The organism is Haloarcula sp. CBA1115 (assembly GCF_000827835.1).
GTDB lineage: Archaea > Halobacteriota > Halobacteria > Halobacteriales > Haloarculaceae > Haloarcula > Haloarcula hispanica.
Window position 1 is genome coordinate 916,504 of the sequence record NZ_CP010529.1, and the last position, 20,563, is coordinate 937,066.

Here is a 20,563-nt window from a genome sequence, read left to right on the forward strand (position 1 = left end):
CAGCAGCGCCGAGATGCCCTAGTACCGTCGAGAACCCATTGAGTAGCCCGTTAAGCCCGGTCCACACCAACCAGCGTGAGCCGCTGGAGGGACGCATACTAAGTGCACATTAGTCCCGCTTTGCGTCTGTGATAGTGGTACTTGATAACAGTGCCTTCGAAAGAGATACTTTCTCATATGCACTACAGAGATATTATCGCTCTTTTTAATACATATGAGTTATTAGGTCGGCGTAAGCGTGACATCACTCACTCTCGAACCGCTGACGTACGAGGACATCCCGTCGGAGCGCCGTCCCGGGGTACTCCAAGCGTTGGTCCCCGTACTCGGTGTCGTTCTGTTCCTCGGCATCGGGTCCGGGTATCTGAAGCTGGCCCCACACGGGCCGTTGCTCTGGAGCATCGTGCTGACTGGCGCAGTCGGGAAATACTGGCTCGGCTACTCGTGGGACGACCTCTACGAGGGGCTCGCGGACAGTCTGCTGATGGGACTGCAGGCTATTCTCATTCTGTTCGTTATCTACGGGCTCATCGCGACGTGGGTCAGCGCGGGGACTATTCCCGGGCTGATGTACTACGGGCTCTCGATACTGACACCGGACGTGTTCCTGCCGGCGACAGCGCTGCTTGCGATGGTCGTCGCGTTCTCCATCGGATCGTCCTGGACGACGGCTGGCACCCTCGGCGTGGCCTTCATCGGCATCGGCTCCGGTCTCGGCGTGCCAACACCGATGACTGCCGGTGCCATCCTCTCGGGTGCCTACGCGGGCGACAAACAGTCCCCCCTCTCGGATACGACGAACCTCGCGGCCGCCGTGACGAACACCGACCTCTACGACCACATCCGGGCGATGCGCAACGGGACCGTGCTGGCGTTTGGTCTCTCAGTCCTGCTCTACGCTGCGCTGGGGCTGCGTACTGTCGGTGAAATCCCAACCGGGCGTGTCGCCGAAATACAGGGCGCACTCGCGGGCAGCTACGACCTCTCGGTGCTGGTACTCCTCCCGCTCGTTGTCACCTTCGGGCTGGCGCTGTACGGGATCCCCGCGCTCCCGACGCTGGTCGCCGGGGTCTTTGCCGGGACCTTCACGACCATCTTCGTTCAGGGCCGGTCGTTCACTGCCGCCTGGACCGTCTTTCTCGACGGGACGGCCCCTGAGACAGGGATGGACCTCGTGAACGACCTGCTGGCAAGCGGTGGCATCTCGGGGTCGGCCTGGACGATTGCTGTCGTCGTTGCGGCCCTCAGTCTCGGCGGACTCCTCGAACGGACCGGCGTCCTCGCCGTGCTCGCACACCACCTTGCGACTGCTGTCCGCGGCCCGCGCAGCCTTGTCGTCGGGACCGGCGTTTCGGCGATTTTCGTCAACGCCTTTTCCGCCCAGCAGTACATGAGCATCGTCGTTCCCGGACTCACGCTCCGGAACCTCTACGACGAGTACGGCCTGGCCAGCGACGACCTCTCACAGGCTATCGAATCCGCCGGAACCCCGACCGGCGCGCTCTTCCCGTGGCACGCCGGTGCCGTCTATATGTCCGCAGTCTTCGGGGTCGGAACGCTTGCCTACGCCCCGTACTACTTCTTCGCGTTCCTCTCGCCGCTGATCCTGTTTGCGACAACGCTGTTCGGCGGACGGTATGACGGGTCCCAACAAGCTGATTCAGCCCCGTCGTCTGCTGTCGCCGACGACTGAGTTCGTCTGCCCCCGGGTGATTCTGTCACTGCATCATCCCCTCCGGAAGCGCCGCTGGCCTACATCCGTTCGACAGTGAGATTGCGGTCCTCACAGAACGTTTCGAGTCGACGCCTGACCTTTCGAACCTCCTCGGATTCACGACCACCCGCATCGGCTGTCAATCCGTATCCACCGCCGCCAGCGATGATCGTCACCTCGCAAGTTGTCTCATCTATTAGCTCCAGCACGGTCGTCGCCTGTACCTCAGTGAGTTCCATGCGGTAGTGGTTCTCCGTAACCGCCACAACGAACCCGTTGCCGTCATACAGCTCGCGGGAATCTTCGGCGATATCGTGGAACGCTCTGGGCAGCGTGCTGGCCCCTTCGCCACGGACCGTAAATTCGACCCGTTCCATACACATCCATGGCACGGGCTGGGAGAAAGTGATTTTGTACCATGGGTGGCCGTGGTGCTGACTACGCCCTCTTTAGCTCGCACATGACCGTTCCTGTTTCCACGGCCGACCAGACACGGTTTTAGGCATCGAACGTCAAGCGAGGGGTATGACTGACCCCGAGACGCTCGACGTGACCATCGTCGACGGCTACGTCGACGAGCCCGCACACTTCGGGGTGCCGCCGTACATCTCGACGTACCCGCGGTACGCCGCCGGCGCGCTCGTCGATGCCGGCGTCCCCCGCAAGCAGATAACGTATCACACTATCGACGAACTCCGGGAGGACAACGCAGTCTGGCGAGACGTTGAGGCCGCCGACCTCATGGTGTACGTCGGCGGGATGACCGTCCCCGGCAAGTACGTCGGTGGGACGCCGGCCGAACCCGACGAGGTACGGGAACTCGCGTGGACGGCCGACGGGACTTCCATCATGGGCGGTCCGGTCCGATTCGGCGTCGGCGAGGCCAACGAGGGCGCGAGCGAGACGGCCCGCGACGACCTCGATTTCGACTTCCTGGCGATGGCGGACGTCGAGGCCGCAGTGTTCGACCTCGTGGACTCCGGCCTGGAGGGGTTCAACGACCGGTACCGTGACATCGAAGAGGAGACACGGTGGGCCCGCGCCGGCGCGTTCGTTGTCGAACAGCATCCGAATCACCCTGACTACCTCATCTGCGAGATGGAGACTTCCCGGGGCTGTCCGTACCGGTGTTCCTTCTGTACGGAGCCGATGTACGGCAACCCGGACTTCCGGCCGCCCGAGAGTGTTGTCGATGAAGTCGATGCCCTCTCGGACCGCGGCGTGAAGCACTTCCGACTGGGCCGGCAGGCCGATATCCTGGCCTACGGCGGTGACGGTGAGGCACCGAATCCCGACGCCCTGCGGCGGCTCTACGGCGGTATCCGCGACGTTGCGCCGGACCTTGAGACGCTGCATCTCGACAATATGAATCCCATCACGGTTGTGAAGTGGCCCGAGAAGGCTCGCGAGGGGATTCGCATCATCGCCGAGCACAACACGCCCGGCGACACCGCCGCGTTCGGCCTGGAGTCGGCCGACCCGAACGTGATGAGCGACAACAACCTCAACGTCACCGCCGACCAGTGTTTCGAGGCGGTGAAAATCGTCAACGAGGTGGCTGGCTGGCGACCCGGAGGAGATAAAGACACTGCCCCCAACTTTGGCGACGACGCCGCTCGGCGGCTCCCCAAACTCCTGCCCGGTATCAATCTCGTCCACGGGCTGAAAGGCGAGACGCGGGAGACCTTCGAGCACAACAAGCGGTTCCTCCAGCGGGTGTACGACGAGGGGCTCATGCTCCGGCGGGTGAACATCCGGCAGGTGATGGCCTTCGAGGGGACCGACATGGCCGACACCGGCGCAGAAATCGCTAAGGACCACAAACAACTGTTCAAGCAGTACAAACAGGAGGTCCGTGAGACCATCGATAACCCGATGCTCCAGCGGGTCGCACCACCGGGGACGGTACTCCCCGACGTGCATCTGGAGTATCATCAGGACGGCAAGACGTTCGGCCGACAACTTGGGACCTACCCGCTCCTCGTGGGCATCCCTGGCGAGCGCGAACTCGGCAGCGTCGTCGACATCGCAGTCACCGACCACGGCTATCGGTCGGTCACCGGCGTTCCCTACCCACTTGATCTCAACAGCGCGTCGATGAACGAACTCACCGCGATTCCCGGTATCGGCCGGAGCACCGCCGGCGACGTGGTGGTAAACAGACCCTACGAGTCGGTCGGAGATATCGACGTCGCGTCAATCGAGCGGTTCGCAACCACCCAGTCGCAGGAAGGCGCTGACTAACAGCCGGTTTGGTCCCGAAAGCATACCGAACGGAAAGTACTTTTCACTCCGGGGATGACCAAGAGCGTATGACTGCGGTCGAGGTGAGCGTCGTTCTCCCTGCCTACAACGAGGCAGACACCATCGAGCAGACGGTCTCGATAACGCTGGAGACGCTCGCCTCGTTTCTCCCCGAAGACGCGTACGAAGTCATCGTCGCGGAGGACGGCTGCTCGGACCGCACACCCGAAATCGCGACGCGACTCGCGAACGAGGACAGTCGGATCCGACACGTCCACAGCGACGACCGCCTCGGACGCGGCGGCGCGTTAGAGTACGCCTTCGACCAGGCCGACGGCGACACACTGGTGTATTTCGATACCGATCTGGCGACGGATATGTCGCATCTCGAAGAACTGGTCAACGCCGTCCGAATCGACGGCTACGACGTGGCGACGGGGTCACGGTGGATGCCCGAAAACCGAGCCGACCGGCCCGCAAAGCGTGGCATTCCGAGCTTCGGCTATAACACGCTCGTTCGGACGGTCCTCCGCTCGGATCTTAAGGACCATCAGTGCGGGTTCAAGTCGTTCGACCGGCAGGCACTGGAAACGCTGTTACCCATCGTTCAGGACGAGCACTGGTTCTGGGACACGGAACTGCTCGTGAAGGCCCAGCGCAACGGCTATCGGGTGAAGGAGTTCCCCGTCGACTGGACGCCGAAGGGCGATTCGAAGGTCGACATCGTCCGGGACGTGTTTGGCATGGGCAGTCAGATACTCCGGACCTTCTGGGAACTGTCGGTTAGCCCCCGGATTACACGCGAGGTGTCGCTCGGCGCGGGGACGATGCTGGTCGTCGTCGCACTCCTGTTGATGACGCAGTATCTCGACCCCGACCGCGTGCTCGCGGAGATGGCGGGCGCAGCGCCGGAAATCGTCGCGCTGAGCGCCGTCGTCTATGCCGTCTCGTGGCCGCTCCGGGGTATTCGCTACCGGGACATCCTCGTCTCGATGGGGTATCGGGAGCGGTGGGGCTTCCTGACGGGTGCAATATTTATCAGCCAGACCGGGAATCTCGTGTTTCCGGCGCGGGCCGGTGATGCGGTTCGGGCGTACGTCATCAAGGCCCGGCGTTCGATTCCGTACCCCTCCGGGTTCGCGTCGCTGGCCGTCGAGCGCGTGTTCGACCTGCTGACGATCACGCTGCTTGCCGGCGTCGTCATGATCGGGCTGGCTGTAACGGGGTCGGCCGAGCAGTTGCTGACCGCGCTGACTGGTGATACCGTCGGCGGCGACGCGGCCAGCAGCGGGCGAACTGCCGTGGCCGTGGCCAGCGGCGTCGGCCTCGCGGCGATCGGGGCGGTGGTGGCTATCGTCGCCAGTGCCCGGAGCGACCGGAACTTCGTCCGGGCGGTCATCGGGCGGCTGAGCAGCGACTCCTACGCCGACTACGTCGCCGGCGTCATCGAAGGGTTCGTCGGCGACGTACAGACGGTGGCTGCCGACGGGTCGGCCTTCACCCGTGTCGGCATCGGAAGCCTCCTCATTTGGACGTTCGACGTGATAACGGCCCTGATCGTCTTCGCGGCCTTCGGATACAGCCTGACGCCGTCGCTGGTGGCCGTTGGCTTCTTCGCGGTCAGCGTCGGGAACCTCGCAAAGGTCCTGCCGCTGACGCCCGGCGGTGTCGGCCTCTACGAGGGTGCGTTCACCGTCATCGTCGCGTCCCTGACGCCGGTCGGCGTCGCCGCGGCTATCGGCGTCGCTATCGTCGACCATGCGGTCAAGAACGTCGTCACCATCATCGGCGGCGTCGCATCGATGGCCTGGCTCAACGTCTCACTGACGACGGCCGTCGAGGAGTCCCAGTCCGCCGACGCTATCGAACCGGAAACAAACGACTGAGCGCATTCTGACGCGCCCCGAAATAGCACTCCGTCGCTACTGGGATTGCGCTGGTAATACTCGGGACAGTACAACAGCACTCTACTGAGATTGCTCTTCTAGAGTAACAATTGAAACGATTTCCACACTGATCACACTGCCGTCCTGCGATCCGGTGTGCATTGATTTTCAGTGGCTACTGTAGCTACCAGTCTCCAGAGCGGCGTATTTCTTTACTAATATTATAAATAAGGGCCCTTTTACCAACAACGTTAATTATAATAGTTAATATTATACAATACGGAAAACTACGCAGTTCTGCTATGTTTCAACGTAGCATACAATCGAGCGAACTGGGCAGGCAAACGCGACGCAGTTTCCTCAAGGCCTCGACCGGTGCTGTGGCATCGGTAGCAGCACTCGGTACGAGTGGCGCTGTACGGGGCGGCAAGTTCGGCGGTGATGACGGAGAGTACACAGCTCCAGCGGAGTTCCCACTCGTTTCGACGCGTGATCAGTTCACTGACGACGCTGAACTGAAGTCCGAGTATACAGAGACAGAGTACGAAACAGTGGGGGATTGGGAGTCGACCCGGGCCAGCGACGATACGGAACTCGTCATCTTCGTCCACGGCTGGAGTCTCGGAGAGACGGATGCCAGAAACGCCGCCTACACCTGCCAGATCGGGCTTGAAGAGAACGAGTACGACCAGTTCACCGTGGGGTTCACCTGGGATGCCGATAAGGGCGACGGCATCGGCTGGAGCGAGGGTGTCGCCATCGCCAAACAGAACGGTCCGAAGCTCGCACAGTGGGTTGCCGACCACAACGACAGCGGTGGGCTTCCAGTCCGGGTAATCGGACATTCGCTCGGCGCAAAGGTGGCTGTTGAAACGATGGCGTCGCTTCACGAGCGTGGACGCGAAGACGCAGTCGAGTCGGTGACGTTACTGGGTGGCGCTATCGGTGAATCCGTCGTTGAGCTCGACGAGGCATACGGCGAGTCCATCGAGTACGCCACCACGTCCTTCGACAACTTCCACAAGGACGACGACGCGGTGCTGGGGACTGCATTCAGTGCTGCCGAGTGGGCGGAAGCGGTCGGTGAAACGGGTGTGCAGAGTCCCGATGACGCCCCCGAGAACTACACCGAGCACGATGTAACAGAAACCGTTGCGGACCACAATTCATACTACGAGCCTGGCGAAGGGTGTCTGCCCACTGTCGTTGAGACGTTCGAGTAGAGAGGGACGTGGCGGCGGTGACGCTACCAGTTGTATACGATTATAACCGGGTTGTGGGAAATCAGTCAAAAATACCCGGCAGCTATTATATGAATGGTCATGCGACTAATGCACAAACGTGGGTTTCGTGACGTGTATCGGTGGTCTCCATGACAATACCGGAATGTTTTAATGACTTTCGTTCGAATACAGTGTTACCGACTGCCTCCGGGTTCTGTGATGTCTCCCACCCGGTGAGCACCCGCCTTCGCAACCAATGAGTGAACACACACGGACGCGACAGCAACACGAGGAACAGACGACTGAGTCGACGGAATCGGAGAGCACTGCGTGCCCGGAGTGCAGTGGCTCGCTCGTCATCGACGACGAACACGGCGAAACGGTCTGTGAGGACTGTGGCCTCGTCGTCGAGTCCGACGAAATCGACCGCGGCCCCGAGTGGCGCGCATTCGACTCCAGCGAGAAAGACGAGAAGTCCCGCGTCGGCGCACCGACGACGAACATGATGCACGACAAGGGCCTCTCGACGAACATCGACTGGCGCGACAAGGACGCCTACGGCAACTCCCTCTCTGGCAAACAACGCCAGAAGATGCAGCGTCTCCGCAAGTGGAACGAGCGGTTCCGCACTCGCGACTCCAAGGAGCGCAACCTCAAGCAGGCCCTCGGTGAAATCGACCGTATGGCCTCCGCGCTCGGACTGCCAGAAAACGTCCGCGAGACGGCCAGCGTCATCTACCGCCGCGCGCTGGACGAGGACCTGCTCCCCGGCCGCTCCATCGAGGGCGTTTCGACGGCGTCCGTCTACGCCGCCGCGCGACAGGCTGGCGTCCCACGCTCGCTCGACGAGATTACGGAGGTCTCCCGCGTCGAGAAGAGCGAAATCGCCCGGACCTACCGCTACGTCGTCCGCGAACTCTCGCTCGAAGTCCGCCCCGCGGACCCCGAGAGCTACGTCCCGCGGTTTGCCTCCTCGCTGGAACTGTCTGACGAGGCCGAACACCGCGCCCGCCAGCTCCTCCAGAACGCCAAGGAACAGGGCGTCCACTCCGGCAAGTCCCCGGTCGGCCTCGCCGCCGCCGCAGTGTACGCGGCCGCCCTGCTGACCAACGAGAAGACGACCCAGGCTGCCGTCTCCGAGGTCGCCGACATCTCCGAGGTCACCATCCGCAACCGCTACCACGAACTGCTGGAAGCCGAGCAGGACCTCCCCGTCGCGTAATTCGCGTTGAATCGCTGTGAGAATCAGTTTTTGTTTGATGTTTCAAGCGGAGTATTTGCTACTGCAGCGGACAGTCTGAACAGCCAGAAAGCCCCGGCCGGCTGAACTCGGGGGACTCGCTGTGGTCCTCGCTCGCCATGCTCACTGCGGTCCTTACTTCGTCCGCCTTCGTTCAGCCGCCCGCCCCTTTCAGTCCCACCCGATGTCAGATGGCCAATCAGCTACGGGTGGGAGTGAAAGGGGCCGACCCGCTCCGGGAACCTCAGCGATGTAAGCACCTACTGGAGCGCAACGAGCCGCGGGACCGAAGCGGGTCGGGATCTTTCTGGCTGTTTTCGGACGGTATTTCAAAATAAGGCACGGCCACCACAGAGCGACACACATCAACGACTCCCCCGACCGATAACCGCAAGACTAGAGTCGTCTCATCTGCTGGGACCGGTATGGAGACGACACACCGGGTTCGAACCGGTGACGCCCGTACGCTTGAGTGTCCCGACGACAGCGTCGAATTGGTGGTCACGTCCCCTCCGTACCCGATGATCGAGATGTGGGACGACATCTTCGCGGACCTGGACCCCGACATCGGGGCGGCGCTGGACCGCGGCGACGGTGACCGAGCGTTCACACTGATGCACGACGTGCTCGATGCGGTCTGGGCAGAGCTGAAACGCGTGCTGGTTCCCGGCGGCATCGCCTGCATCAACGTCGGGGACGCGACGCGGTCCCTGGAGGACGGCTTCCGCTCCTACCCCAACCACGCCGAAATAACCAACCGGCTGACCGACCACGGCCTGCGCGCGCTTCCCGATATTCTGTGGCGCAAACCGACCAACAGCGGCGCGAAGTTCATGGGCTCGGGGATGGTGCCGCCGAACGCCTATCCGACCCTGGAACACGAGCACATCCTCGTGTTCCGCAACGGGGAGCGCCGTCGCCTCGAACCCGGCGCTGACCGTCGCTACGAGAGCGCCTATTTCTGGGAGGAACGCAACGAGTGGTTCTCCGACCTCTGGGAACTGCCCGGCGAGACGCAGGGCATCGACGACGGGCTCCGGGACCGCTCGGGTGCCTTCCCGCTGACCGTGCCATACCGGCTCATCTCGATGTTCTCGGTGTACGGTGACACCGTACTCGACCCGTTTCTCGGCACCGGGACGACGACGCTGGCGGCGATGGTCGCTGGCCGGAACTCGGTCGGAGTGGACCGCGACCCGGACCTGCTGTCGGCGCTCGAAGACCGGGTCGCGGCCGCCCCGGAACGCTCTCGGACCATCGCTCAGGAGCGTCTCACCGACCACCGCTCGTGGGTAGAGCAACGGCGTGCCGACGGGAAAGAGCCGGGCTACGAGGCCGAACAGTACGACTTCGCGGTCAATACGAAACAGGAGCAACGGATTCAGTTCTACGCGGTCGACTCCGTCACGACGACCGATGACGGCTTCCGGGCCGCCCACGAGCCGGTCGAGTAAGCGCGGCTTTTTGTGTGGCTCCGTCGAAGCCGACCTATGGACTTCGAGTCGTTCACCCTGCTCGCCGCCACAGACGACCTCGGGGTGGAGCCGGCCGCCCGCGCTGACGCCGACGGGCTGGAGCTACGGATGGATTTCGCCGACGAGCCGCTGGCACAATTGGACGCCTACGACGGCGACCTCCCGATACTCGTCACGAACCGGCCGACGTGGGAGGGTGGCGAGGCCGCCGATACCGCAGGCCGCCTCGACGCGCTCGAAACCGCGCTCGAACACGACGCCGTGACGGCCGTCGACCTCGAACTCGCGGCGCTTGCGGGGGCTGGCGACCACGATGCCGGCCGCGTCGCCGACGCTGCCCGCGACCGCGGCGCGTCTGTCGTCGTCTCGACGCACAACTTCGAGTCGACGCCGGACCGCGACAACATCGTGAGTCGACTCGAACGGGCCTGTGCTCGCGGTGACGTGGGGAAAATGGCCAGCACAGCCCAGTCGCCGGACGACGTACTGGCGATGCTCGGGGCGACCCGCGAAATGACTGCCAGAGGCGAGCAGGTCGCCACGATGTGTATGGGTGCAGCCGGTCGTCACTCCAGAGCCGTCGCCCCTGTGTATGGCTCCCGCATCGGCTACGCACCGGTCGACCCCGCTGACGCAACCGCGCCGGGGCAGTACGACCTCGCGACGCTCCGGACGCTGGTCGGACAGCTACAGAGCGACGCCTGAACCGGTGGCCGCCGGTCACGGGGTTTTCCTCCGGACGGTGATCCTTCGGAAGATATAGGGGTATGCGAGACGGATTCGCGGAGTATGACTGACACAGGACGCAAGCGGCCGTTACTGGCCGTGGTGCTTGCGTTCATCTTCCCTGGGTTGGGACACTTCTACCTCCGCAAGTGGGGACGGGGACTGCTGTGGCTCGGGTTATTGTTCATGCTGTCGGTGGTGTTCGTCGTCACTGGCGCTATCGACCCCGTCACCCAGTTGAGCCTAGAGGCTATCTCGTCGTCGTATCAATCCAGACCCACCGAGGTGACAATCGGTTCGGTCGTGATCACGACGCTCAACGTCGTCGACGCCTACTGGGTCGCGGTCAACGAGAACCAGACACAGGAGGTCGAAGCCGGTATGACGTGTCCGAACTGCGGCAAGGAACTCGACGAGGACATCGATTTCTGTCACTGGTGTACAACGCAACTGGAACCGGTCGAGGCGGACCAGCAGTAACCTCCGGCTTGCGGTCCGTTCCGGGCCGAAGCCGGCTTACTTCTCGATGATACTTTCTTCGATCCGCTCGCCGAAGTGCGTCGCCGTGTCCTCGTGGTAGATGAGGATTTCGTCACCGGGTTCGAGGTTCGTGACGGCAGTTCGCCCGTCCCGGGTGTGGACTTTGATGGTCTCGGCGTTCTGGAGCAGCGTCTCGATGCGGTCGCCGTCCTCGGTTTCGGCCTGCACGCGGAACATCGGACGCTTCTCTATCTTCGCGCGGCCGACGATGGCCTCGCGAGTGTGCCCGTCTGCGTCGACGATCTGTACCTCGTCGCCGGACTGGAGTTCCGAGAGGTACTTCGTGCCGCCGTCGGGGGTCCGGACGTAGGCGTGGACCGCGCCAGCGTTGACGCGGAACGGCCTGCTGGCGACGTAGGGGGATTCAGCCGTCTCGGCGTGGACGAAAAAGAGCCCACGGGCCATCGAGCCGACGAGCATCCCTTCGTCGTGTTCCATCAGGCTGCCCGTGTCGATGCAGACGCGGTCAGCGGAGCCGGTCTGCTCGATAGCGGTGACCTCGGCGTACTCCAGGTCGAGCGATTCCCGCCCCATCTCGTCACGGACCTCGACCGTCTTGCGGATTTCGTCGAGGTCGTCGGTGTCCAGCAGGACGCCGTCAGCCCCGATTTCCAGCGTCTCGTAGGCCGTTCGTGCGTCCTCAGCGGTCCGGACACCGGCGATGAGGTCCGTCTCCTCGCCGACCCGGGCGATGAGGTTTTCGAGCGGAATGATCTGCCAGTTCTCGCCGATGACGATAGTGAAGTCGGCTTCGGCGGCGACCGCCTCGGCGAAGGCCTCGTAGTCCTCGTCGAAGATGCGGACGTAGCCGCCGTCGGGGGCGGCCCCGTTCTGCCGGAGCGTCGAGAGGTCCGCGGAGCCGGAGAAATCAGACGGGAGGTCGACCGTGCCGTCGCCCTCACCGTCTTTGCCGACGATGGTCGCATCGGCCCCCGAGTCCTCCGCCTCGGCCTCCATGACGTGGACGTCGCCATTAGTGAACGCGGCGATGTTTATTTCTCCGAGTTCCGAGGCGCGGTCGACATCTTCCTCGTCGACCAGTACCCAGTCGACGCCGGCCTCGATACCGGCGGTTATCCGTCGCTTGCGTGTCTCCCAGTCGCCGACTTCGCTGTCGGCCTTGAGCCAGACGCTTCGAGTCATACGCCCACGTGTGCGACGGCGGGGCTTGAACGTGGCGGATTGTGGGATTGAGCGACGCTTCGGGTGGTTGTGAGCCCGCCGGCAGGGAGTGGTCTCAAATAAACGGGACCGCCGCGGCTGTGTTCAGAGCCGGTCGGCCCGACGGGTGGTGACAGTGTGACCGGGCTAGCTGTCGCTATCGGAACGTCCAGCGTCGCAAAACCGATTCGCAGACGGCCTGCTCGGACCTCAGGCCTCGACGGCCAGTCCGGCCTCGCGAAGCGCTTCCTCGGTGGTGGCGTCGTCGTGGACGACGGCGGAGACGGCACGGGCAATCTTCTCCGGTTCGTCGTGCTGGAAAATAGAGCGGCCCATCGAGACGCCGGACGCCCCGGCGTCCATCGTTCCCCGGACCATACGAACGGTGTCTTCGTCAGTTCCTTTCGAGCCGCCGGCGATGACCACTGGCAGCGACGTGGACTCGACGACGTGCTGGAAGGTCTCGGCGGAACCGGTGTAGCCGGTCTTGACGATATCCGCGCCAAGTTCCTCGGCCAGCCGGACGGCGTGGCCGACGGACTGGTTGTAGTCCTCGTTCTCGGAGTCGATGTCGGGGCCGCGGGCGTAGGCCATCGCCAGCACCGGCAGGCCGTACTGGCTGGCCTCGGTCGTCAGTTCGGAGAGTTCCTCGATCTGTTCGGGTTCGTACTGGCTGCCGACGTTGATGTGGAACGAGACGGCGTCGGCCCCGGCGCGGATGGCGTCTTCGACCGTGCCGGTCACCCGTTTGTCCTGTTCGTCCGGGCCGATAGTAGTAGAGCCGTTGAGATGCGTGATGTAGCCCGCGTCGTTCTTGTTCGGGTGGACTCGTCCGGCGATACCCCGCTGGGTGAGGACGGCGTCCGCGCCGCCGCTAGTGACCGCGTCGATAGTCGATTCGATGTCTTTGAGGCCCTTTACGGCCCCCATTGTGATGCCGTGGTCCATCGGGATGATGACGTATGTGTCGTCTGTCCCGATGCGTTCGAGTCGTGCGCGTTTTCCTGCAGTCATGATATGAGACAGTGTGGCAAGTACGATTATGTGCGTTCCGGTTGCGGTCGTTCTGCCGCGCCCCGGAGCGCACCGTCTTTGAGTTCACGAGCCTTCGTTTCGAGCCGGTCGGCCACTTCGTCGACGGGGTCGCCGTTCTCGTGGCCCTCGGCGACAATATCGACCAGCGCGGAGCCGACGATGATACCGTCAGCGCCGGCAGAAACGATTCGCTCGGCGTGGTCGCCCGTCTTGATGCCGAACCCGACGGCCTTGGGCACGTCCCAGTCCGAGAGCCGGGCCAGCGATTCCTCGGTGGCGTCGTCCACGTCCTCGCGCGCGCCGGTGACGCCCAGGCGCGCCTGGACGTACACGTAGCCCGACACCTGTTCGAGCATCCGTTCGAGTCGGTCGCCTTTCGTCGTCGGCGCGACGATGAACACCAGGTCGAGACCGAACTCGTCGCAGGCCTGGCGGAGCGGGGCAGCCTCCTCGGCGGGCAGGTCCGGAACGACGAGGCCCTCGATGCCGACCGCGGCGGCTTTCTCGACGAAGGGGCGTGGACCCTGGCTCGCGGTTTCACCGCTCGCGTTTTCCGAGTCGCTTCGCGACTCGCTATCTCCCTCACCATACTGATAGATGAGATTGTAGTATGTCATACACACCAGCGGCACGTCGACGTCGAGATCCTCGACGAACTCGAAGAAGCGGTCGGGCGTCATCCCGGCTTCCAGCGAGCGGACGATAGCGTTCTGGATGGTCTTGCCCTCCGCGATTGGCTCGGAGAACGGCAGGCCGAGTTCGATGACGTCTGCCCCGCCGCGGGCCAGCGCCTCGACGTACTCCAGTGAGGCCTCGTAGCTCGGATCGCCGGCCGCGAGGTACGGGACGAAGGCGGGCTCGTCGGCAAAGGCGCGTTCGAGGCCCATCAGAGGCCACCTCCGCCGACCCGCTCGAAGATGGACATGTCCGGCGCGATGTCGAGGTCGCGCTTGCTCGTCTCCTCGATGACCGTTTCGAGGTCCTTGTCGCCGCGGCCGGAGACGTTGACGATGACGGTGTCACCGACCTCGTCGTGGTGCTCTTCGAGATAGCCGAAGGCGTGGGCCGTCTCCAGGGCCGGGATGATACCCTCATCCTGGGAGAGCCGGTGGAACGCTTCCAGCGCGATATCATCGTCGACGTTAACGGGGATGACGCGGTCCTCGTCGACGAGGTGGGCCAGTTCCGGGCCGACACCGGCGTAGTCAAGCCCCGCGGACACGGAGTGGGATTCCATGATCTGGCCGTCCGAGTCCTGCAGGAGCTTCGTGCGCGCACCGTGAAGAACGCCCTCGTCGCCAGTCGAGAGGGTGGCGGAGTTGGGCGCGACGCCCTCCTCCTCGTCGACCTGGAGCGAGGAGCCGCCGGCCTCGACGGCGTAGAGGTCGACACGGTCTCGCGGCTCGTCGTCGCTCGACTGTTCCGGGGAGCGTGGCTCCCCGTCATCGTCGACGAAATGGGCAAACGTGCCCATCGTGTTCGACCCGCCGCCGGCACAGGCGAGGACCGAATCGGGCAGCCCGCCGGTCTTCTCGATGGCCTGCTCGCGGGCCTCCTCGGAGATGACCGCCTGGAAGTCCCGAACCATCTTCGGGAACGGGTGCGGCCCGACGATGCTCCCGATGACGTAGTGGGTGTTCTCGACGGTGGTCGCCCAGTCCCGCATCGTCTCGGAAATGGCCTCCTTCAGCGTGCCGCGGCCGACGGTCACCGGATTCACTTCGGACCCGTTGATCCGCATCCGGAACACGTTGGGGCGCTGGCGCGCGATGTCGGTCTCGCCCATGTAGATCTCACAGGGCATGTCCAGATGGGCCGCCGCCATCGCCGTCGCCGTGCCGTGCTGGCCGGCCCCGGTCTCGGCGATGATGCGCTCCTTGCCCATGTACTTCGCCAGCAGCACCTGGCCCAGCGCGTTGTTGAGCTTGTGCGCGCCGCCATGCAGCAGATCCTCGCGCTTGAGATACACGTCCGTGTCGTACCGGGCCGAGAGCTGGTCCGCGTACTGTAGCGGCGTCGGTCGGCCGCCGAAGTCGGCCAGCCGCTCCCGGAACTCGTCCATGAAGCCGTCCTCGTTTTCGAGCACGTACCGCTGGTAGGCGTCGGTCAGCTCCTCGATAGCTGGCATCAGCGCCTCGGGCACGTACTGTCCACCGTACTCGCCGAACTTGGGGTCGTGTGCGTCGTCAGTACTCATGTGTCTGTAGTCGTCGTTTCAACCGCATCAGTGTCCGCATCTGTTAGTCGCCGCGTGTTCGCTTCCACGTCCGTCGCCGCGTCGTGGTCCATGATCGCCGAGCCGATCAGCAGCGCGTCCGCACCGGCGTCGCGCATCCGTGTAACGTCGTCCGGCGTCTGTATGCCGCTTTCCGCAATGAGTGTGACGCCGTCCGGGACTTCGGGCGCGACGGCTTCGAACGTTCCGAGGTCGACCTCCAGCTCCGCGAGGTCGCGGTTGTTGACGCCGATGATGTCCGCGCCCGTGCCGAGTGCTTTCTCGACCTCTGCCGCGGTGTGGGTCTCCACGAGGACCTGGAAACCGCGCTCGCGCGCGGCCGTGAGGAGATCAGCAAGGTCGTCGGTCCCGTCCGCTTCGAGAAAGCGGACGATGAGCAGGACGACGTCCGCTTCGACGACGTCCAGCTGGCTCTCGTGGAGGACGAAGTCTTTCCGCAGGACGGGCACGTCGACGGCGTCGCGGACCCGTTCGAGCGTCGCCGCCGACCCGCCGAAGTGGTCCGGCTCGGTCAGCACGGACAGCGCCGCTGCGCCGCCCGCAACCATCTGTCGAGCGAGGTCGACCGGGTCGTCGGTCCGCTCACCGTCCGCGGTCGGGCTCGTAGGCTTGATCTCCGCGATGACCGGCGTCCGCCCAGCATTCTCGGCCGCTTCGAAGGCATCGGCCAGCGACCGGGGTGTCACCGAGACCCGGTCTCCGCCGCCACCGCGCTCCCGCGCCGCGTCGAGAATCGACTGGACCGCTGGTGCAATCTCCTCACTGTAGTCCATTACTGAACACTAACGTACAGAAGTGTACATAAGAGTTGCCCTATTATCTCAGGGGACGCAGAACGCAATAGTTCCTCGCGTTGTCAAACAGGCCACAGTTCTATATTGTTCCGCGGTGCATGTTCACATATGTCGTTCCAGACAGCCATCCGGCCGGCCGAATCGGTGGACATCGCGGATATACGGCGGATCGCCAGGACCACATGGCATACCGTGTACGACGACATCCTCGGAGCAGAAACCGTGGAAGAGCACCTCAAAGAGGGGTATGCGCCGCCGCTATTGGAGCAGATGATCGAACTCGAAGAGGTCGGCCTGTTCGTCTCGACGGCCGACGACGACGTGGTGGCGTACATGAGCTGTGGGATGACGGACGCGACCGGCTTCGGCGACCTTGATCTGTACGTCCACCCGGACTACTGGGGGGAAGGTATCGGGACGAAGCTGCTGCATCGCGGGGAACAGCACTTGCACGAGCTCTCCGTGCGGAAAATCCGCGACGAGGTGCTGGCCGAGAACGAGGTCGGGAACGCGTTCTACCGCGCACACTTCGAGAAGGTCGGCGAGCGGACGACCGAGGTCGGCGGACAGGAACACCCCGTCAACGTGTACGAGCGGCGATTGTAAACGCCGGCTCACATTCGCAGCCCACAGTACGTGTGTGACTCACACGCTCTCGTAGCTCGTGTAACAGCGTTTAAGCCGCTGAAACCGCTTCATCGGTGCAATGAGCTACAAGATCGGACTCGTCGGCAAGCCCTCTGTCGGCAAGTCCACGTTTTTCAATGCGGCGACGATGAACGACGTGCCCGAGGGCGCGTACCCGTTCACGACAATCGACCCGTCGATGGGCGAGGCGTACGTCCGCGTCGACTGTGCCGCCCCGGAGTTCGACCACACCTGCACGCCCAACCACGGCTACTGCACGGAGGGTGTCCGGTTCGTCCCGACGAAACTCGTCGACGTGGCCGGCCTCGTCCCCGGCGCACACGAGGGGAAAGGGCTCGGAAACCAGTTCCTCACGGACCTCAACGAGGCCGATGTGCTCGTCCACGTCGTCGACTTCACCGGTGAGACTGATCTGGAGGGTGAACCCACCGAGGACCACGACCCGCGCGAGGACATCGACTTCCTCGAAGACGAGCTGGATATGTGGTATCTCGACATCTTAGAGAAGGGTATCGAGCGCTACCGCTCGGGCTATCACGGCGAGGACAAGGCCATCGAAGACGACCTCGCCGAGCAGATGTCGGCGTTCAAAATCAACGCCGACGAGATTAAACAGGTCGTGCTCGCGCTGGACCTGGAACTCGACCCCGACACCTGGGACGACGAAGACAGAGAGGCACTCGCTCGGGAGATCCGCATCCGGACCAAGCCGATGCTCATCGCGGCGAACAAGATGGACACCCCGGAGGCTCAGGCGAACTGGGAACCGATCACCGAGGACCCGGAGTACGAGCACCTCACGTTCGTCCCCGTCTCGGCCCACGCGGAGAAGGCGCTGAAAAACGGCAACGAGCAGGGCGTACTCGACTACCGGCCCGGCGACGAAGATTTCACCGTGACGGCGGACCTGCCCGAGGAGAAGGCCGCGGGGCTGGAACAGATCCGGGAGTTCGTTACCGAGTTCGGCGGCACTGGCGTCCAGCAGGCGCTGGAAACCGCGCTGTTCGAGGAACTGGGCGCAATCGCGGTGTTCCCCGGCGCTCGCAAGCCACAGGAGGACGGCACCTTCCTGCAGGACTGTTTCGTCCTCCCCGACGGGTCGACCGCCGAGGACTTCGCGTACTTCCTGCACACCGACATCGGCGAAGGGTTCCTCCACGCGCACGACGTGCGCACCGAGCGACAGATCGGTGCTGACACCGAACTCGACCACCGCGACGTGGTCGAAATTACGACAACGAACTGACACTGCAAAACTCACCGCTGATACTCCGGGGGTGCGATTTTTCATGGGGCGGGAGTGAACGTGTCACATGCACCCCGAAAGGTCCAGTTCCGTAGTCTGTTTGGAATCGATGTCGAGGCGGTTTCGATGACGACGGCAGATGATGCGACGGGCCCGCTCGGCCGACTCATGCTTGCGGTCGGTACTGTGCCGATGGCAATCGAGCCGTACCTGCCGACGCCGCTCCGTCGGACGTTCAGCGTCCGTGTGTTCCTGCTGGCAGCAATGTCGATCGTGGGCGCACCGGCGCTGGCTATCGTCCTGTTTTCCTCCGTGACAGCCGCCGCGGTGTTCATCGGGTTTGTCGTCGCCGTGACCGGGTTTCTGGGCTACTGTGAGATGTACCGCGCGATAATCGAGATCAACCGAAAGGCGACGGCAGTCGACAACGGCCAGTACGACATCGACTTCGGTGTCGACCGGATCGACGAGGTCGGAGACGCATACACGAAACTCGAACGGGCCGCGGCCTCGCTCGGCCGGAACATCGAGGAGGCAAACGAAGCCCAGGAACGCGCCGAGGAAGCGCGCGAAGCAGCCGAAGCGGCCCGTGAAACCGCGGAGTCCGAGCGCAGTGAGATGGAGGCGCTGAGCAGTCACCTCGAACTGAAAGCGACCCAGTACCGGACGACGCTCGACGAGGCGGCCGACGGCGACCTGACCGCACGCGTCGACACCGACAGCATCAGTGACGCCATGGCGGCCGTCGGGACCGCGATCAACGAGACGCTGGCTGCCCTCGAGACTGCCATCGGCAGCGGCCAGTCGACCTCGACACACATCGCAACCGAGAGCGAAACCGTGTTGACTGACGGTCAGCAGGTCCGTGACGAAACGCAGTCCGTGGCCGACACCGCGTCCGACATCGCGGACGGAGCAGAAACCCAGCGCCAGCAGCTAGACGACGCGGCGAGCGAACTCAGCGACCTCTCGGCAACCGTCGAGGAAATGGCCTCCTCCGTGGCCGAGATCGCCGACCAGAGCAACACTGCCGCAGACCTCGGCCGAGATGCACAGCAGTCCTCGTCGGAAGCCCAGAGCGCCGTCGACGAGATCCGACACCACTCGACGAGCGCCGCGAGCGAGGTCCAGCAACTCGACGACATCGCCGAAGACATGGCCGAGATCGTCGAAGTCATCGACGGCATCGCCGAGGAGACGAACATGCTCGCGCTGAACGCCTCCATCGAAGCTGCGCGTGCCGGCCAGGCAGGCTCGGGCTTTGCCGTCGTCGCGGACGAAATCAAACAGCTTGCGACCGAGACACAGGCCGCCACCGCCGACGTGGAGGACCTCATCGGATCGTTGCGGTCCCAGGTCGGGACGTCCGTCGACGCCATGGAGACGATGGAAGACGCTGTCGACCACGGAAGCAACACTATCTCCGAGACGATTACGACGCTTGAAGACGTGGTCGACGCCACTGTCGATGTCAACGGCGGCATTCAGGAGATCGACCGGGCGACCGACCAGCAGGCGACCAGCGCGCAGGAAGTCGTGCGGATAATCGACGACATCAACGATATCGCCGGTGACACCGCAACTGACGCCCGTGAGATGGCCACCACGGTCGATCAGCAGGGCCAGACCGTTGCCGGGATGGTCGACTCGGTGGAGCGGTTCGCCGACGACGCCGACACGCTCCACGACGAACTCTCACAGTTCGAGACCGCCGAGACCGACGTCGTGGACACGCCCGCCGGCCCCGGCTCCGCTACGGGTGACTGAGACGAATTGGGTACCCGTATCCCAGTCGCGCCAGCCAACACTGCCGTCCAACGGTTTGGAACTCTACAGCAGGAGGTGCGCCAGCAAGGCAATGATGGCAACTTTCTTGACGAGAATAACACCGATAATCAGTTGCGTCGTCGAGAGCGCCCGGACGCGCTCGATGCCCCGCCGGAGGAACGCGGGCGACTGGGCGAGTTCACGCACCAGCAACCGTACCTCCGCGCGGAACGTCTCGACCGCCGACCCCTCGCCGTCAGTGTAGGCGGCTTCCGGCCGGGGCAGCCACTGCGACCCCGTGTATTCGAGTTCGACCAGCGACCCCTCCAGATGACTTGCCTGCTCGAACTGCAGGCCGTTGGCTTCACAGAGGCGCTCGACCTTGGCGATGTCGCGGTCGCTGTTCAGGTCGTACCGCCGCTGTATCGGGTCGGTCGCCCAGTCGAACTGGAACCGACAGACGAGTTCGCTCTCGCCGACCCACACGTCGACGATTTCGGCCAGTTCGACCGTGCCGGCCGTCTCTTTCCGCTTTTTCTGGAGGTGCTCGTACTCGGTGGGGGACTCCATCGAGGCCGTCACCTGGGACTCCGTCTCGGGCATACCTTCTCGACACGAGTGTTCGGCT

General features: G+C 63.7%; 18 protein-coding genes. 11 read left to right on the top strand and 7 right to left on the bottom strand.

Annotation, left to right across the window (positions count from 1 at the left end; translation table 11 throughout):
- The first annotated feature begins 238 nt into the window (after nt 1-238).
- On the top strand, nt 239-1,693 hold the full coding sequence (locus SG26_RS04450; protein WP_050036948.1) for a Na+/H+ antiporter NhaC family protein: 1,455 nt from the start codon (nt 239-241) through the stop codon (nt 1,691-1,693).
- Between the two features lie 59 nt (nt 1,694-1,752).
- On the opposite strand, the gene SG26_RS04455 is transcribed toward SG26_RS04450, so the two are convergent.
- Complete coding sequence (locus SG26_RS04455; RefSeq protein WP_004957999.1) at nt 1,753-2,091, bottom strand: hypothetical protein; 339 nt, start codon at nt 2,089-2,091, stop codon at nt 1,753-1,755.
- Between the two features lie 148 nt (nt 2,092-2,239).
- Between SG26_RS04455 and SG26_RS04460 the strand changes: the two genes are divergently transcribed.
- From SG26_RS04460 to SG26_RS04490, 7 genes are all read left to right on the top strand, one after another.
- Nucleotides 2,240-3,958 carry a radical SAM protein gene (locus tag SG26_RS04460; RefSeq protein ID WP_014041080.1) on the top strand — a complete coding sequence of 573 codons (1,719 nt, stop codon included), beginning with the start codon at nt 2,240-2,242 and terminating at the stop codon, nt 3,956-3,958.
- 68 nt (nt 3,959-4,026) lie between these two features.
- Nucleotides 4,027-5,844 (top strand): flippase-like domain-containing protein, encoded by a 1,818-nt coding sequence (locus SG26_RS04465; RefSeq protein WP_014041081.1) that lies wholly within the window; start codon nt 4,027-4,029, stop codon nt 5,842-5,844.
- A gap of 380 nt (nt 5,845-6,224) precedes the next feature.
- Nucleotides 6,225-7,067 (top strand): DUF726 domain-containing protein, encoded by an 843-nt coding sequence (locus tag SG26_RS04470; RefSeq protein ID WP_014041082.1) that lies wholly within the window; start codon nt 6,225-6,227, stop codon nt 7,065-7,067.
- 256 nt (nt 7,068-7,323) lie between these two features.
- Complete coding sequence (locus tag SG26_RS04475) at nt 7,324-8,289, top strand: transcription initiation factor IIB family protein (RefSeq protein ID WP_004517203.1); 966 nt, start codon at nt 7,324-7,326, stop codon at nt 8,287-8,289.
- A 443-nt stretch (nt 8,290-8,732) separates the two neighbouring features.
- A complete protein-coding gene (locus tag SG26_RS04480) occupies nt 8,733-9,761 on the top strand; it encodes a site-specific DNA-methyltransferase (RefSeq protein ID WP_050036949.1) in 1,029 nt (342 codons plus the stop codon).
- Nucleotides 9,762-9,797: 36 nt separating this feature from the next.
- Complete coding sequence (locus tag SG26_RS04485; RefSeq protein ID WP_050036950.1) at nt 9,798-10,487, top strand: type I 3-dehydroquinate dehydratase; 690 nt, start codon at nt 9,798-9,800, stop codon at nt 10,485-10,487.
- Between the two features lie 84 nt (nt 10,488-10,571).
- A complete protein-coding gene (locus SG26_RS04490; protein ID WP_014041085.1) occupies nt 10,572-10,988 on the top strand; it encodes a zinc ribbon domain-containing protein in 417 nt (138 codons plus the stop codon).
- A 36-nt stretch (nt 10,989-11,024) separates the two neighbouring features.
- Here the strand turns inward: SG26_RS04490 and SG26_RS04495 are convergent, their stop codons facing one another.
- From SG26_RS04495 to trpC, 5 genes are all read right to left on the bottom strand, one after another.
- Entirely contained in the window at nt 11,025-12,191 is a 1,167-nt protein-coding gene (locus SG26_RS04495) for a 3-dehydroquinate synthase II (protein ID WP_014041086.1), read from the bottom strand.
- Between the two features lie 228 nt (nt 12,192-12,419).
- Nucleotides 12,420-13,223, bottom strand: coding sequence for a 2-amino-3,7-dideoxy-D-threo-hept-6-ulosonate synthase (locus tag SG26_RS04500; protein ID WP_014041087.1), 804 nt, complete (start codon nt 13,221-13,223; stop codon nt 12,420-12,422).
- A gap of 26 nt (nt 13,224-13,249) precedes the next feature.
- Complete coding sequence (trpA, locus tag SG26_RS04505) at nt 13,250-14,131, bottom strand: tryptophan synthase subunit alpha (RefSeq protein WP_050036951.1); 882 nt, start codon at nt 14,129-14,131, stop codon at nt 13,250-13,252.
- A complete protein-coding gene (gene trpB, locus SG26_RS04510) occupies nt 14,131-15,441 on the bottom strand; it encodes a tryptophan synthase subunit beta (protein ID WP_050036952.1) in 1,311 nt (436 codons plus the stop codon). Before trpB ends, trpA begins: the two co-directional genes overlap by 1 nt.
- Nucleotides 15,438-16,253 (bottom strand): indole-3-glycerol phosphate synthase, encoded by an 816-nt coding sequence (gene trpC, locus SG26_RS04515; protein WP_050036953.1) that lies wholly within the window; start codon nt 16,251-16,253, stop codon nt 15,438-15,440. The genes trpB and trpC overlap by 4 nt, the downstream gene beginning before the upstream one ends.
- Before the next feature lie 129 nt (nt 16,254-16,382).
- Between trpC and SG26_RS04520 the strand changes: the two genes are divergently transcribed.
- From SG26_RS04520 to SG26_RS04530, 3 genes are all read left to right on the top strand, one after another.
- Complete coding sequence (locus SG26_RS04520; protein WP_044951990.1) at nt 16,383-16,880, top strand: GNAT family N-acetyltransferase; 498 nt, start codon at nt 16,383-16,385, stop codon at nt 16,878-16,880.
- A 100-nt stretch (nt 16,881-16,980) separates the two neighbouring features.
- The gene (locus SG26_RS04525) at nt 16,981-18,168 is read left to right on the top strand and encodes a redox-regulated ATPase YchF (RefSeq protein ID WP_004591222.1); all 1,188 of its coding nucleotides are present in this window, start codon (nt 16,981-16,983) and stop codon (nt 18,166-18,168) included.
- 126 nt (nt 18,169-18,294) lie between these two features.
- Nucleotides 18,295-19,935 carry a methyl-accepting chemotaxis protein gene (locus SG26_RS04530; protein ID WP_050038246.1) on the top strand — a complete coding sequence of 547 codons (1,641 nt, stop codon included), beginning with the start codon at nt 18,295-18,297 and terminating at the stop codon, nt 19,933-19,935.
- A 63-nt stretch (nt 19,936-19,998) separates the two neighbouring features.
- Here SG26_RS04530 and SG26_RS04535 read toward each other — a convergent pair whose 3' ends face one another.
- Nucleotides 19,999-20,538, bottom strand: a complete 540-nt coding sequence (locus SG26_RS04535; RefSeq protein WP_050036954.1) for a hypothetical protein — start codon at nt 20,536-20,538, stop codon at nt 19,999-20,001.
- Nucleotides 20,539-20,563: the final 25 nt, after the last annotated feature.